Raw genomic sequence first — 14,577 nt, 5'->3', positions numbered from 1 at the left:
GTAACTCGCAATGAACGATGTTTCCCAGTCGACGGTGATCCTGAAGCCCGCCAAGGCCGGCCCGCCCTTCGATTTCGACGTGACGATCGTCGGCGCCGGTCCGGTCGGACTGGCGCTGGCGGGCTGGCTGGCGCGCCGCAGCGCGACGCGGGAGTTGAAGATCGCGCTCGTCGACGCGCGCGAGCCGGAAGATTCGATCGCCGATCCGCGCGCTATCGCTGTGTCGCACGGCAGCCGGATGATCCTGGAGCCGTTGCGCTGGCCCGCCGATGCCACCGCGATCCAGCGTATTCATGTCTCGCAGCGCGGCCACTTCGGCCGCACGCTGATCGATCACGGCGAGCACGGCTTGCCGGCGCTCGGCTACGTGCTGCGCTACGGTTCGATCGTGCATGGTCTCGCCGAGGCGGTGCACGCGACCTCGGTGCATTGGTTCCGCTCCACTTCCGCTGCGGCGCCGACGCAGGAACTCGACGGCGTCACGCTGCCGATCGAAACCGCGGGCGTCACGCGTCACTTGCGCACGCGCATTCTGGTGAATGCCGAAGGCGGGCTGTTCGGCGATCAGAAGTCTGCTAAACCCACGGGAAAACGCGCCGGCAGGGACGCCAGCATGAGTGCGGACGAGCAAGCCGGCCACGACGGCGATAGCGACAGCGCCGACAACCGGGCCGCGAACAGCGCGGCGAAAAGCGCCGATCAGCGCAGCGGCCGGAACGACGACGACGCACGGCGCGCCGGCCGAGGCGCCGCCGAACCCGGCTCGCGTGACTATGGACAAACCGCGCTGGTCGGCACGGTGACGGTATCCGCGCCGCAACCGCACGTGGCGTGGGAGCGCTTCACGTCGCAAGGGCCGATCGCATTGCTGCCGATGGGGGGCGTGCGCGGCGCCGACTACGCGCTAGTCTGGTGCTGCGCGCCCGAAGAAGCCGCGCGCCGCGCGCAACTCTCCGACGAAGACTTCCTGCGCGAACTCGGCGCCGCATTCGGCGACCGCATGGGCCGCTTCACGCACATCAAGGGACGCGCGTCGTTCCCGTTGGGGCTGAACGCCGTCGAAACGCTCGTGAATGGCCACGTCGTTGCGATCGGCAACGCGGCGCAGACGCTGCATCCGGTCGCGGGCCAAGGTCTGAATCTGGGTCTGCGCGACGCGCACGCGCTCGCCGACGCCCTGTCGGCGGAAGGTCCGACCCCGCTCGCACTGGCCACCTTCGCGCAACGTCGCGCGCTCGACCGCCGCATGACGATCGGCGCCACCGACACGCTCGCGCGCCTCTTCACCATCGACTTCGCGCCGCTCGCCGTCGTGCGTGGCCTCGCTCTTACCGCGCTCGAGTTCCTGCCGCCGGTAAAAACCGCGCTGGCACGGCAAATGATGTTCGGACAGCGTCGCTAGGCGCGCCGCCCGCTCGCGCCCCACGGCCTTTTTGCTCAGCGCGGAAGGGTCCGCGCGGGCAGCGCCGGTTCTATGAATCGGCGCACTTTCATAGAAGATTTAATGGGTTACGACAGGCACATGTCGGGTACCGGCTATCCGTTAACGCTAAAATAGCGGTTTTCTCTCGCATTTCGCGAACGCTCCGATTGACTGAAATTGTGCAATCGGCCGCGCGCGACCACCGCGTCTCACGTTATGCCCACTCTCGGCTCCCACAATCTGCGTAATAACCTGTTCGTCGCGCCTATGGCCGGCGTGACCGACCGGCCGTTCCGGCAACTGTGCAAACGGCTGGGCGCGGGCTATGCGGTGTCGGAAATGGTCGCCTCGAACGCGCAGCTGTGGAAGAGCGAGAAGACCATGCGCCGCGCCAACCACGCGGGCGAGGTCGAGCCGATTGCCGTGCAGATCGCCGGCGCCGATCCGGCCATGATGGCCGAAGCGGCTCGCTACAACGTGGCGAACGGCGCGCAGATCATCGACATCAACATGGGCTGCCCGGCCAAGAAGGTGTGCAACGTGGCGGCGGGTTCGGCTTTGCTGCAGAACGAGCCGCTGGTGCAACGCATCGTCGAGGCCGTGGTGGGCGCCGTGGGCGTCGGGCCGGACGCGGTGCCCGTCACGCTGAAGATCCGCACGGGCTGGAATCGCGAGAACAAGAATGCGCTGAATGTCGCGCGTCTGGCCGAATCGGCGGGCATTGCCATGCTGACCGTGCATGGCCGCACGCGCGCCGACCTGTATCACGGCGACGCCGAATACGAGACCATTGCCGCAGTGAAAGCGGCGGTGCGCATTCCCGTGGTCGCCAATGGCGACATTACCTCGCCGCACAAGGCGCGCGAGGTGCTCGCCGCCACCGGCGCCGACGCCATCATGATCGGCCGCGCGGCGCAGGGGCGTCCGTGGCTGTTCCGCGAGATCGAGTATTTCCTGCAAACGGGCGAGTTGCTGCCGCCGCCGCGGATCGACGAGATCCAGCAGGTGATGAACGAGCATCTGGAAGACCATTACGCGTTCTACGGGGAATTTACCGGTGTCCGCACTGCGCGTAAGCACATCGGCTGGTACACTCGCGGCCTTTCTGGCGCCAACGTGTTCCGCCATCGCATGAATACGCTGGACACCACGCGCGAACAACTCCTCGCCGTCAACGAATTCTTCGACGCCCAAAAGGCGATCTCAGACCGTCTCGTCTACGTCGACGAGACGCTCAACGAAAACGGCGAGCCGGACCAAACCGACCGACTAGCAGCATGAGCAAGAACAATATCGAACAATCTGTCCGCGACAGCCTGGGAATGTATTTCCAGGATCTCGACGGCTCCAATCCGCACGACGTCTACGACATGGTGATTTCCTGCGTAGAAAAACCTCTGCTCGAAGTGGTGCTCGAGCAGGCCGGCGGCAATCAGTCGCTGGCCGCCGAGTATCTCGGCATCAACCGCAATACGCTGCGCAAGAAGCTGCAACAGCACGGTTTGCTGTAGCCCGTTGTAATTCGTTGTAGTTTCTCGCGCCCTGCCACGTTTCCCTTCGGCTTTTCGTCTTCATCATGATCAAGCAAGCGCTCATCTCCGTTTCCGACAAGTCCGGCATCGTCGACTTCGCCAAGTCGCTGTCCGACCTCGGCGTCAAGATCCTGTCGACCGGCGGCACCGCGAAACTGCTCGCGGACGCGGGTCTCTCCGTCACCGAAGTCGCCGATTACACGGGCTTCCCGGAAATGCTGGACGGGCGCGTGAAAACGCTGCATCCGAAGGTGCACGGCGGCATTCTCGCGCGCCGCGACCTGCCGGAACACATGGCGGCGCTTGAGAAGCACGACATTCCGACCATCGACCTGCTGGTCGTGAATCTGTACCCGTTCGTGCAGACCGTGTCGAAAGAAGAATGCTCGCTGGAAGACGCGATCGAGAACATCGACATTGGCGGCCCGACCATGCTGCGTTCGGCCGCGAAAAATCATCGCGACGTAACGGTGGTGGTCGATCCGGCGGACTACGCGGTCGTGCTCGACGAGATGCGCGCGAACAGCAATGCCGTGTCGTACAAGACGAATTTCCGCCTTGCCACCAAGGTGTTCGCGCACACGGCGCAATACGACGGCGCGATCACGAACTACCTGACGAGCCTGACCGACGAACTGCAACACTCGTCGCGCAACACGTATCCGGCAACGTTCAACCTCGCGTTCGAGAAGGTGCAGGATCTGCGCTACGGCGAAAACCCGCATCAGAGCGCGGCGTTCTACCGCGACCTGAGCGTGCCGGCCGGCGCGCTGGCGAACTACAACCAGTTGCAAGGCAAGGAACTGTCGTACAACAACATCGCGGATTCCGACGCGGCGTGGGAATGCGTGAAGACCTTCGACGTGCCGGCCTGCGTGATCGTCAAACACGCGAATCCGTGCGGCGTGGCGCTCGGTGCGGATGCGCACGACGCATACGCCAAGGCGCTGCAGACCGACCCGACCTCGGCGTTCGGCGGCATCATCGCCTTCAACCGCGAAGTGGACGAAACGGCGGCGCAGGCCGTGGCCAAGCAGTTCGTCGAAGTGCTGATCGCGCCGTCGTTTAGCGCCGAAGCGCGCCAGGTGTTCGCGGCCAAGCAGAATGTGCGTCTGCTGGAAATCGCGCTGGGCGAAGGCCACAACGCGTTCGATCTGAAGCGCGTGGGCGGCGGGCTGCTGGTGCAATCGCTCGACTCGAAGAACGTGCAGCCGCACGAATTGCGCGTGGTCACGAAGCGTCATCCGACGCCGAAGGAAATGGACGATCTGCTGTTCGCGTGGCGCGTGGCGAAGTTCGTGAAGTCGAATGCGATCGTGTTCTGCGGCAACGGCATGACGCTCGGCGTCGGCGCGGGCCAGATGAGCCGCGTGGACTCGGCGCGCATTGCGAGCATCAAGGCGCAGAACGCCGGTTTGACGCTGGCCGGTTCCGCGGTGGCGTCGGACGCGTTCTTCCCGTTCCGCGATGGCCTCGACGTGGTGGTGGCGGCGGGCGCGAGCTGCGTGATTCAGCCGGGCGGTTCGATGCGCGATGACGAAGTGGTTGGCGCGGCGGATGAGCACAATATCGCGATGGTGCTGACGGGTGTGCGTCACTTCCGGCATTGATTTGGGTTTGGCAGTGGCGCCGGGCTCTTGTTAAAACCGGGTTGCTAGTGAGGGTTGAGGTTTAGAGATGCGGCCTGGTGGAATTATTCGCCGGGCCGTTTTCTTTGGTGCGGGCTTGGTGCGGTCTTCGGTTCGGCGCTTGTGTCGTGTGTGTCGTGTGTGTCGTGTGTGTCGTGTGTGTCGTGTGTGTCGTGTGTGTCGCGTGCGCCGCTTGTTTCGGTCCTGCCGTGCTTCCGCCGAGCGCCGTTCAGTCGTCCGATTCCTTTCTCGCATAGCCGCCGCTCACATCAGCGTGTTGGCTGATATAAGTGCTGAGCCCCTGCCCGCGTTGCGCGAGACGTTTCAACGCAGCGACGTGCCGTGCACCGACGCTCGCCTCGGTGTACCAATACACCACGCCGTGCCTGAAGCGGACAGCGACGAAATCGTCGCCGATTTCATAAGCCTCGACGCCCGAGTCGCCGCTGAGATTCCGATAGCGCTCCATGTGCGAATGCCTCCTTGCAGCACACCCAGCAGTTTTTATTCCGCCGATATCGCGGCGCGCCGGCCGCCACGTGGCGCGCGTGTTGTAGTATCGCAAGCACCTGGTTTTTACCGCATTTGCGGCACCTCATGAGAATTCTCGGCATCGACCCCGGCCTGCGCGTGACCGGCTTCGGCGTGATCGACCAAAGCGGCCATACGCTCAGCTATGTCGCGAGCGGCGTCATCAAAACCGCCGACGCCGATTTGCCGTCGCGTCTGGGCACCATCTTCGAAGGCATCTCCACATTGATCCGCCAGCATTCGCCGGATCAATCGGCGATTGAAAAAGTGTTCGTCAACGTCAATCCGCAATCCACCTTGCTGCTCGGCCAGGCGCGCGGCGCGGCGATCTGTGGACTGGTTGCGGGCGGCATACCGGTCGCCGAATATACGGCCCTGCAATTGAAGCAGGCCGTGGTGGGTTACGGCCGCGCAACCAAGGAACAGATGCAACAGATGGTGGTGCGTCTGCTCAACCTCTCCGGCGTACCCAGCACCGACGCCGCCGACGCGCTCGGCATGGCTATCTGCCACGCACACGGCGGCACGACGCTGAGTACGTTGGGCGGTATCGCGCCCTCTCTGGCGAAGAAGGGGCTGCGGGTGAGGCGCGGACGTTTAGTCGGATAGCGCAGCACACTGGGCTCGTTGGCCTCACTCGCGCCACACAGCCGTGTTCGTGGCTCACGGCTCACGGCTCACGGCTCACGGCTCACGGCTCACGGCTCACGGCTCACGGCTCACGGCTCACGCAAGATGGTACGCAACGCATCTACACTGCGCAGTTCCCCGATCAACTCCGGCTAGCGAGCGCAAGGCGGCAAGCCAACCCCGCAAACACCGCCCCCAACAAATACTGCGGCATCCTCGACGGCCGCCGCCCCGCCGACAGCTTGCGGCTCAGCCTGCTCGCCATCAGGATCACCGCGCCATTCACGCAGAAGCCGATCACGTTCAGCACGGTGGCCAAAACCATAATCTGCAACGCGACCGACCCCGCTTCGGGCCGCACGAATTGCGGAAACAGCGCGAGCACGAACAGCGCAACTTTCGGATTCAGCAGATTGGTGAAGAGACCCTGACGGAAAATGCGGCCAACCGGATAACGGCTCATCGACGCATTCGGCGCGAACACCGTGCCCTGCGCACGGAATGTTTTCCAGGCGAGATAGAGCAGATACGCGGCGCCGGCAAATCGGACAAAGTCGTATGCCATCGGCACAGCCAGAAAGAGTTGCGACAAGCCGAACGCCGCAGCCAAAGCATGACAATACGTGCCGACCAGAATGCCCGCCAGCGACGCGAACCCCGCGGAACGCCCCTGGCTCACACTGCGCGAGGCAATCAGCAACATGTCTGGGCCGGGCGTGGCGGTCAAGGCGAGACACGCGCCGGCAAACAGCGCGAGAGTGGTGAGGCTCAGCATGAAAGCTCCTTCTGGGTGAGTGGGTTGAGAACCCGCCAAAAGGGATCTCAGTCTATGGGGCGGCCTCGAGCGGGTCAACCGCGATTACGCGTAACTCGCTGTCCACTCGACGCTCACGCGCTGCGCTACACTCGCCCTTTCTCTCGATATTGAATTCGCCATGATCGGTCGCATTGCCGGCGTTCTGCTGGAAAAAAACCCGCCGCATCTGCTCATCGACTGCAACGGCGTCGGTTACGAAGTCGATGTGCCGATGAGCACGTTCTACAACCTGCCCTCCACCGGCGAACGCGTCGTGTTGCTCACACAGATGATCGTCCGCGAAGACGCGCATCTGCTGTACGGCTTCGGCACTGCGGAGGAACGCTCGACGTTCCGCGAACTGCTGAAAATATCCGGCATCGGCGCGCGCATGGCTTTGGCGGTGCTCTCCGGCATGAGCGTGCACGAACTCGCGCAGACCGTCACGATGCAGGACGCGGCGCGTCTGACGCGTGTGCCGGGCATCGGCAAGAAGACGGCGGAGCGCCTGCTCCTCGAACTGAAGGGCAAGATCGGCGCCGACCTGGGCGCGATGGCGGGCGCGGCGTCGGCATCCGACCACGCCTCCGACATCCTGAACGCACTGCTCGCATTGGGTTACTCCGAAAAGGAAGCGCTGGCCGCCGTCAAAAACGTGCCGGCCGGCACCGGCGTGTCCGAGGGCATCAAGCTCGCGTTGAAGGCGCTGTCCAAAGGCTGAAGCTCAGCCCTCGGTTCGACATGCAAGTGACAACTGAAGCTTCGCACACGCCCGCGCGCCGCGCACCCTGGCCATTCGGCCGAGTTTCGCGGCAGGCGGCTCGCGGTACAATGAACGCATGATCGAAACCGACAAACTCGCCGCCGAGCGCATCATCGCGGCCACGCCCGTCTCGCCGAACGAAGAAGCGTTCGAGCGCGCGTTGCGTCCGCGCCAGCTCGAAGAATATGTCGGGCAGGAAAAAGTGCGCGGCCAGCTGGAAATCTTTATCGAGGCCGCCAAGCGCCGCTCTGAATCGCTCGACCACGTCCTGCTGTTCGGGCCGCCGGGCCTCGGCAAAACCACGCTCGCGCACATCATCGCGCGGGAAATGGGCGTGAATTTGCGGCAAACGTCCGGGCCGGTGCTCGAACGCGCCGGCGACCTCGCCGCGCTGCTTACCAATCTCGAAGCCAACGACGTTTTGTTCATCGACGAAATCCACCGGCTCTCGCCGGTCGTCGAAGAAATTCTGTACCCGGCGTTGGAGGATTATCAGATCGACATCATGATCGGCGAAGGGCCGGCCGCGCGCAGCGTGAAGCTTGACCTGCAACCGTTCACGCTGGTCGGCGCGACCACGCGCGCGGGCATGCTGACCAACCCGCTGCGCGACCGCTTCGGCATCGTGGCGCGGCTCGAGTTTTATAACGCCGAGGAATTGGCGCGCATCGTCACGCGTTCGGCGTCGCTGCTCCATGCGCAGATCCATCCGGACGGCGCGTTTGAAATCGCCAAGCGCGCGCGGGGCACGCCGCGGATCGCGAACCGTCTGCTGCGGCGCGTGCGCGACTTCGCCGAGGTGAAGGCAGACGGCAACATTACCGCGCAGGTGGCCGACGCCGCGCTGAAGATGCTCGACGTGGATGCAGTCGGCTTCGACCTGATGGACCGTAAGCTGCTCGAAGCAATTCTGCACAAGTTCGACGGCGGCCCGGTCGGCGTCGACAATCTGGCGGCGGCAATCGGCGAAGAACGCGACACGATTGAAGACGTGCTCGAGCCGTATCTGATCCAGCAAGGCTTCCTGCAACGCACGCCGCGCGGCCGTGTCGCCACGCTGCTCACGTACCGGCATTTCGGCCTTGCCGCGCCGGATTCGTCGAGCGGCCTGCCGGGTCTGTGGGATTCGGCCGCGACCTGAGCGGCACACGTCACGCCCCACGAGACCGAATCAGGATGTCCGACCAAACCAGGCAGCCCAACTCGTCCAACGGTCTCGCGCAACTTCTCACCGGCAGGCTCCGCTCGAAACTGGCCGCCGGCGTCACGCATCTGACAAGCGGCAGCGGTCCCACGCTCGACTACTCGTCGCCTCCGGGCGACCCCGGCCTGTTCGGCCCTGACTCCGTATGCTGGAAAGTCCACGCCGATTTCACATCCATGATGACGGGCGGCATCAGCGCGCTTCTGCTTCAGGCGCTGCACCCGCTGGCCCTCGCCGGCGTGTGGGACCATTCGACGTTTCGCACCGATATTCTCGGCCGCCTGCGCCGCACCGCGACTTTTATCGCGGGCACGACCTTCGGCAGCCGGCACGACGCGCTGGCGCTGATCGAACGTGTGAAGCGCATTCATCTTGGCGTGAGCGGCGTCACGCCTGACGGCCAGCCCTATCGCGCGAGCGAACCCGAGTTGCTGACATGGGTGCATGTCGCCGAAGTGTCGAGCTTCATGACCGCGCACTTGCGCTATGTGAACCCGACACTGCCGATTACCGCGCAGGATCAGTACTTCGCCGAGACCGCGCGCATTGCCGAGATGCTCGGCGCGTCGAACATTCCGCGTTCGCAAGCCGAGATCGATGCTTACTTGCTCGCGATGCAGCCCGGGCTTGTGGCCAGCGAACGCACGCGCGAAGTCGTGAGGGTTCTGATGAACGCGCCCGCCCCGAGCCTATCGATGCGGCCGGCCGGCGTGTTGATGTTCAACGCCGGCGTCGATCTTCTGCCTGATTGGGCACAGGCGATGTTGGGATTCCAGCGCTATGCCGTGCTTCGCCGCGCGGTGGCCAGGCCTGGCGTGCGGCTGGTCGCGCCGGTCATTCGCTGGGCGCTGGTGAATGGTGTGTCGAAACGGGCGCGCCGACGCGTGGCTGCGGGCGTACGCGACCCGAAGTAACGCGAGCGGCGATGCTCGAACGCGCAAAAAACTGCGCGATCAAACGTCAGCGACAACAACCGCGTGAATATGCGCGTAAATCGCGACACCGGTCTTCGGCGGCCCGAATTCGCGGGACGCGCGCGAACGGTTCGAATCAGCCGCGCAAGATCACGCTGCCCGATCGCTCCGCGCCAATCATCGCTCCGGCTCCGGCACCTTCTTGAAACTGTCATCCGCGCTCGGCGCATCGAGATGCGAGACGTCCGCCCACGACACGATCGTCGCCTTGCCATCGTCGAAATCCACAGCGTTCACGCTCGTGTTCAGCAAAGGGTAGTTACGTGGCGCATCAAGCGGCAGACCACAGGCAAAGCGTCGCACGCAATCGAGCACGCCGCCGTGCGCCACGCAGGCAATCCGCCCACCAGGATGCGCGGCGACCAGCGGTTCGATCGCGTGCAGCACGCGATGGTAGAGCGTGCGTAGCGACTCGCCTTCCGGCGGTGCGAAGCCTGCATCGCGGGTTTGCCAGTGCGCGTATTCATCGGGGAAACGCAGGGCGATCTCGTCGCTATCGTGGCCCTGGAACGCGCCGTATGAACGCTCGCGCAGACCTTCCCGCAACTGCAGCGGCAAGCCGAGCACATCGGCAATCGGCTGCGCGGTTTGCTGCGCGCGTTGCAGATCGCTCGAATAGATCGCGTCGAGCCGTGCGCCCTGCTTCGCCTCATCGGCCATGCGGCGCGCCAGGCGCTGCGCCTGCGCCAGCCCCGTCGTAGCGAGCGGAATGTCGATGTGACCTTGAATGCGCTTGATGCGGTTCCAGTCGGTCTCGCCGTGCCGGATGAACAGAATCTGCGTCGTCATGGGATAAAAGTGGGCGCCATGGCCGGTGTTGCCGAGCCGCTATTGTCGCAAACGCGGCTGGAGGATGGATGCGCACGCCAAGGTGCGCATTGAAGGACAAAGCTCAGGCGTTCGTCTGCAGCCAGAACGTGACCGGCCCGTCGTTGACGAGCGAGACCTGCATGTCGGCGCCGAACTCGCCGGTCTCGACGATCGGATGCTTCGCCCGCGCCGCCGCGACAAAGTAATCGAAGAGGCGCTTGCCTTCATCCGGCGGCGCGGCCGGCGTAAAGCTCGGACGCAGGCCGCTGTTGGTGTCCGCGGCCAGCGTGAATTGCGACACGAGCAGCAGCCCGCCCGCACGCCCGGCGCCATCGAGATTTTGCACGGAGAGATTCATCTTGCCGGCGGCATCGCTGAAAACGCGGTAGCCGAGCACCTTGGCCAGCAGCCGGTCGGCACCCGCCTCGGTGTCGCCGCGTTCGGCGCACACGAGCGCGAGCAGGCCCGCCTCGATCGCGCCCGTCACGCGGTCGGCCACGCGCACTTCCGCACGCCGCACGCGCTGGATCAGCGCGATCATCGGCGCGGCTCCGTTAGTGGCATGCTGAACATCAGGCTGTCAGCGTAACGCGCGCAAAGCGGCGTTTGCCGACCTGCACGACGTATTCACCGGCTTCGACCTTCAGACCCTTGTCGGACACGGTCGCGCCATCGATCTTCACGCCGCCCTGCTCGATGTTGCGCAGCGCTTCGCTCGTCGACGGCACGAGGTTGGCCTGTCTGAGCAACTGGCCGATCGCGAGCGGGGCGCCCGCAAGCGTCACGGCCGGAATATCGTCCGGCACGCCACCCTTCGCGCGATGGTTGAAGTCTTCGAGCGCGCGCTCGGCATCGGCTTGCGAGTGGAAGCGCGCGACGATTTCCTGACCGAGCAGCACCTTGAAATCGCGCGGATTGCGGCCCGCTTCGATTTCCCTCTTGAAGCCGGCGATTTCGTCCATCGGACGGAACGACAGCAGTTCGAAGTAACGCCACATCAGCACGTCGGAAATGCTCATCAGCTTGCCGAACATGTCAGTCGGCTTTTCGCTGATGCCAATGTAGTTGTTCTTCGACTTCGACATCTTCTCGACGCCGTCGAGCCCTTCGAGCAGCGGCATCGTCAAGATGCATTGCTGTTCCTGGCCGTATTGCTTCTGCAACTCGCGGCCCACCAGCAGGTTGAACTTCTGGTCCGTGCCGCCGAGTTCGAGGTCCGCGTTCAGCGCAACTGAGTCATAGCCTTGCATCAGCGGATACAGGAACTCGTGGATCGAGATCGGCACGCCGCCCTGAAAACGCTTCGTGAAGTCTTCGCGCTCGAGGATCCGCGCCACCGTGTAGCGCGACGCGAGCTTGATCATGCCATCGGCGCCGAGCGGCATCGACCATTCGCTGTTGTAGCGGATCTCGGTCTTTTCGCGGTCGAGCACGAGCGCGGCCTGGTCGAAATACGTCTTCGCGTTCGATTCGATCTGCTCGCGCGTGAGCGGCGGACGCGTGGCATTACGGCCCGACGGATCGCCGATCAGCGACGTGAAATCGCCGATCAGGAAAATCACGGTGTGACCGAGATCCTGCAACTGGCGCATCTTGTTCAACACGACCGTGTGGCCGATGTGAATGTCCGGCGCGGTCGGATCGAGCCCGAGCTTGATACGCAGCGGCTTGCCCGTGGCCGCGCTCTTCGCGAGTTTTTGCGCGAATTCGTCTTCGATCAGCAATTCGTCGACACCGCGCTTGGTGACGGCGAGCGCGTGACGGACTTCGTCGGTGATCGGGAAGGCGGCAGCGGGGTTAGGCTTGGTGGACTCGGTGCTCATGCTGGAAACGTGAAGTCGCGAAAAAAGGAGATTGTCCCATAGATGCGCGCCGCCGCGCCCACTGACGCAGCCACAAGCGCCCCGCCGACGCACGATTTCTGCGTTCGACGTCGTGCCGCCGGCGTCGCGGCGCTTTATATTCGACCGCGCTTCGCCCGATAATCTGCTACAACGGATCGCAACGAACCATCGAGAGGAGCAGCAACGTGGCGCAAGACCCCGCAGACGGCGTCTACTTTGGATTGATGTCCGGCACCAGCATGGACGGCGTGGACGGCGTGGCTGTCAGGTTCGCGCAAGGCAAGCCGCCGGTGGTGCTGGCCGAGGCGTTTGTCGGCTTTGCCGCGGGCCTGCGCGATGCTTTGTTCGCGCTCCAGCAACCCGGCGACAACGAGATCGAACGCGAGGCGCTGGCCGCCAATGCGCTCGCCACGCGCTACGCCGTGTGCTGCCACGAACTGCTGCACGGCAGCCGCGTGCCGGCTGCGGAGGTGCGCGCGATCGGCGTGCATGGGCAGACGGTCCGGCATCGGCCGGAAAAGGGCTATACGCGGCAGATCAACAACCCGGCGCTGCTCGCGGAAATGATGCATATCGACGTGATCGCCGATTTCCGCAGCCGCGACGTCGCGGCCGGCGGCCAGGGCGCGCCGCTCGTGCCGGCTTTTCACGCCACGGTGTTCGGCGCGAAAAACGAAACACGAGTGGTCTGCAATCTTGGCGGCATCAGCAATATCACGATTCTCAACGCGACCGGCAGTGTGCGCGGCTTCGACTGCGGACCGGCCAACGCGCTGCTCGACGAGTGGGCGCAGCGCCATCTCGGCAAACCGTTCGACGAAAACGGCCATTTCGCGGCGGGCGGCCAGGTGGATCGCACGCTGCTGAATGCGTTGCTCGACGAGCCGTTTTTCGGCCAACAGCCGCCGAAGAGCACCGGCCGCGACCTGTTCAACGCGGAATGGCTCGATGCGAAGCTGCAACCGTTTGCCGGGCTCAATCCCGCCGACGTGCAGGCGACACTGGTTGCGCTCACCGCCGTTACGGTCGCGCGCGAGATCGAGCGGCACGCGTCGGACGCGAGAGCGGTCTATGTCTGCGGCGGCGGCGCGCGTAACCCGGAGATTCTGAAGGCGCTGCAGCAGGCGTTGGAAGACAGCGGCGTCAGCGGCGTTCCCGTCATGACCACCGATGCGCTCGGCGTACCGCCAAGCCAGGTCGAGCCGCTTGCTTTCGCCTGGCTCGCGATGCGCTGCGTGGCGCGTCTGCCGGGCAATCTGCCGGCGGTGACAGGCGCGTCAGCCGAGCGCGTGCTCGGGGCGATCTATCCGCGCTGAGCGCCGCGCAAGATTCGGGTGCAGAAAACAAGAAACGGGGCCGAAGCCCCGTTTCTTGTTTCAACCTGTTATTCAGCGAGCCATTACACCGAGAACGACGAACCACAACCGCAAGTGGTCGTTGCATTCGGGTTCTTGATAACGAACTGCGCGCCGTTGATGTCGTCCTTGTAGTCGATCTCAGCGCCCACCAGGTACTGGTAGCTCATCGAATCGATCAGCAGCTGGACGCCGCTCTTGTTCATGACGGTGTCGTCTTCGTTGACAGCTTCGTCGAAGGTGAAACCGTACTGAAAGCCCGAGCAGCCGCCGCCCTGCACGAAAACGCGCAGTTTGAGGTCCGCATTGCCTTCTTCTTCGATCAGTTGCTTGACCTTGTCAGCCGCTGCGTCGGTAAAAACGAAGGGGGCGGGCATCTCGGTCACGGGTGTATCGGTGACTGCGTTCATTCGAACTCTCCAAAAAGCTTCTAACCGCTATTGTAGGGCTGATCTCGATATCGTGCTGATGCCCACAAAATCAATGGGTTCTTCCAGAAAATCAATGGACGGCGCGTTCCGCCGCCACCAGCCCGGCTAAACGGGATATATCGCCGCTTTGGCGACCAGTTCGTTGCGGCAGCACCGAACGCACTGAGCCGCGAACCCATGAAAAAAGCCGCCATCGCGAAAGCGTTGGCGGCTTTTGCAGCGCACCGACCCGAAAGCCGGCTTGCACCCGAAACGATTAACGCTTCGAGAATTGCTTCCGGCGACGTGCCTTGTGGAAGCCGACCTTCTTACGTTCCACTTCACGTGCGTCACGCGTAACGAAGCCAGCCTTCGACAGTTCCGGCTTCAGCGTTGCGTCGTAGTCCATCAGCGCGCGGGTGATGCCGTGGCGAACCGCACCGGCTTGACCCGTTTCACCGCCACCCGTCACGTTGACCTTGATGTCGAACGTAACGCCGTGGTTCGTGAGTTCCAGCGGCTGACGCACGATCATCAGCGACGTTTCGCGCGAGAAGTAATCGGCGATAGGCTTGCCGTTCACAACGATATCGCCCTTGCCTGCCTTGATGAAGACGCGTGCGACGGCGCTCTTGCGGCGGCCCGTGCCGTAATTCCAGTTACCGATCATGTGGGCT

The 14,577-nt window shown here is 63.9% G+C and carries 16 protein-coding genes; 9 read left to right on the top strand and 7 right to left on the bottom strand.

Going from position 1 to position 14,577, the window contains the following annotated elements; translation table 11 throughout:
* Positions 1–10 precede the first annotated feature (10 nt).
* The 4 genes from B0G75_RS23680 to purH all read left to right on the top strand — a co-directional run bounded on the left by B0G75_RS23680 (position 11) and on the right by purH (position 4,565).
* Complete coding sequence (locus B0G75_RS23680) at positions 11–1,402, top strand: UbiH/UbiF/VisC/COQ6 family ubiquinone biosynthesis hydroxylase (RefSeq protein WP_106311153.1); 1,392 nt, start codon at positions 11–13, stop codon at positions 1,400–1,402.
* Between the two features lie 237 nt (positions 1,403–1,639).
* The gene (gene dusB, locus B0G75_RS23675; RefSeq protein WP_106311150.1) at positions 1,640–2,704 is read left to right on the top strand and encodes a tRNA dihydrouridine synthase DusB; all 1,065 of its coding nucleotides are present in this window, start codon (positions 1,640–1,642) and stop codon (positions 2,702–2,704) included.
* The gene (locus tag B0G75_RS23670) at positions 2,701–2,934 is read left to right on the top strand and encodes a Fis family transcriptional regulator (protein ID WP_007180440.1); all 234 of its coding nucleotides are present in this window, start codon (positions 2,701–2,703) and stop codon (positions 2,932–2,934) included. Before dusB ends, B0G75_RS23670 begins: the two co-directional genes overlap by 4 nt.
* A gap of 65 nt (positions 2,935–2,999) precedes the next feature.
* Entirely contained in the window at positions 3,000–4,565 is a 1,566-nt protein-coding gene (gene purH, locus B0G75_RS23665; RefSeq protein WP_106311147.1) for a bifunctional phosphoribosylaminoimidazolecarboxamide formyltransferase/IMP cyclohydrolase, read from the top strand.
* 247 nt (positions 4,566–4,812) lie between these two features.
* Here the strand turns inward: purH and B0G75_RS23660 are convergent, their stop codons facing one another.
* Complete coding sequence (locus tag B0G75_RS23660) at positions 4,813–5,052, bottom strand: hypothetical protein (RefSeq protein ID WP_106311144.1); 240 nt, start codon at positions 5,050–5,052, stop codon at positions 4,813–4,815.
* A 128-nt stretch (positions 5,053–5,180) separates the two neighbouring features.
* Between B0G75_RS23660 and ruvC the strand changes: the two genes are divergently transcribed.
* Positions 5,181–5,723 (top strand): crossover junction endodeoxyribonuclease RuvC, encoded by a 543-nt coding sequence (ruvC, locus tag B0G75_RS23655; protein ID WP_106311140.1) that lies wholly within the window; start codon positions 5,181–5,183, stop codon positions 5,721–5,723.
* Between the two features lie 163 nt (positions 5,724–5,886).
* On the opposite strand, the gene B0G75_RS23650 is transcribed toward ruvC, so the two are convergent.
* Positions 5,887–6,519 (bottom strand): LysE family translocator, encoded by a 633-nt coding sequence (locus tag B0G75_RS23650; RefSeq protein WP_106311137.1) that lies wholly within the window; start codon positions 6,517–6,519, stop codon positions 5,887–5,889.
* Positions 6,520–6,679: 160 nt separating this feature from the next.
* Between B0G75_RS23650 and ruvA the strand changes: the two genes are divergently transcribed.
* From ruvA to B0G75_RS23635, 3 genes are all read left to right on the top strand, one after another.
* Positions 6,680–7,261: a Holliday junction branch migration protein RuvA gene (ruvA, locus tag B0G75_RS23645; protein ID WP_106284023.1), complete on the top strand. Its 582-nt coding sequence runs from the start codon at positions 6,680–6,682 to the stop codon at positions 7,259–7,261.
* Between the two features lie 118 nt (positions 7,262–7,379).
* On the top strand, positions 7,380–8,444 hold the full coding sequence (gene ruvB, locus B0G75_RS23640) for a Holliday junction branch migration DNA helicase RuvB (RefSeq protein WP_106284022.1): 1,065 nt from the start codon (positions 7,380–7,382) through the stop codon (positions 8,442–8,444).
* 35 nt (positions 8,445–8,479) lie between these two features.
* Complete coding sequence (locus tag B0G75_RS23635; RefSeq protein ID WP_106311134.1) at positions 8,480–9,421, top strand: oxygenase MpaB family protein; 942 nt, start codon at positions 8,480–8,482, stop codon at positions 9,419–9,421.
* 177 nt (positions 9,422–9,598) lie between these two features.
* On the opposite strand, the gene B0G75_RS23630 is transcribed toward B0G75_RS23635, so the two are convergent.
* The 3 genes from B0G75_RS23630 to tyrS all read right to left on the bottom strand — a co-directional run bounded on the left by B0G75_RS23630 (position 9,599) and on the right by tyrS (position 12,114).
* Entirely contained in the window at positions 9,599–10,270 is a 672-nt protein-coding gene (locus B0G75_RS23630; protein WP_106311131.1) for a histidine phosphatase family protein, read from the bottom strand.
* 103 nt (positions 10,271–10,373) lie between these two features.
* Positions 10,374–10,832: a D-aminoacyl-tRNA deacylase gene (gene dtd, locus B0G75_RS23625; RefSeq protein ID WP_106311128.1), complete on the bottom strand. Its 459-nt coding sequence runs from the start codon at positions 10,830–10,832 to the stop codon at positions 10,374–10,376.
* 31 nt (positions 10,833–10,863) lie between these two features.
* Positions 10,864–12,114 (bottom strand): tyrosine--tRNA ligase, encoded by a 1,251-nt coding sequence (gene tyrS, locus B0G75_RS23620; protein ID WP_106311125.1) that lies wholly within the window; start codon positions 12,112–12,114, stop codon positions 10,864–10,866.
* Between the two features lie 206 nt (positions 12,115–12,320).
* On the opposite strand from tyrS, the gene B0G75_RS23615 reads away from it, so the two are divergent.
* On the top strand, positions 12,321–13,451 hold the full coding sequence (locus B0G75_RS23615; RefSeq protein ID WP_106311122.1) for an anhydro-N-acetylmuramic acid kinase: 1,131 nt from the start codon (positions 12,321–12,323) through the stop codon (positions 13,449–13,451).
* A gap of 83 nt (positions 13,452–13,534) precedes the next feature.
* On the opposite strand, the gene erpA is transcribed toward B0G75_RS23615, so the two are convergent.
* Complete coding sequence (erpA, locus tag B0G75_RS23610) at positions 13,535–13,900, bottom strand: iron-sulfur cluster insertion protein ErpA (protein WP_007180424.1); 366 nt, start codon at positions 13,898–13,900, stop codon at positions 13,535–13,537.
* Between the two features lie 277 nt (positions 13,901–14,177).
* A complete protein-coding gene (rpsI, locus tag B0G75_RS23605; protein ID WP_011489810.1) occupies positions 14,178–14,570 on the bottom strand; it encodes a 30S ribosomal protein S9 in 393 nt (130 codons plus the stop codon).
* Positions 14,571–14,577: the final 7 nt, after the last annotated feature.

Source organism: Paraburkholderia sp. BL18I3N2, assembly GCF_003001875.1.
Taxonomy (GTDB): domain Bacteria; phylum Pseudomonadota; class Gammaproteobacteria; order Burkholderiales; family Burkholderiaceae; genus Paraburkholderia; species Paraburkholderia phytofirmans.
The sequence above is the reverse complement of the archived record's forward strand: the minus strand, read 5'-3'. Positions and strand labels throughout refer to the sequence as shown.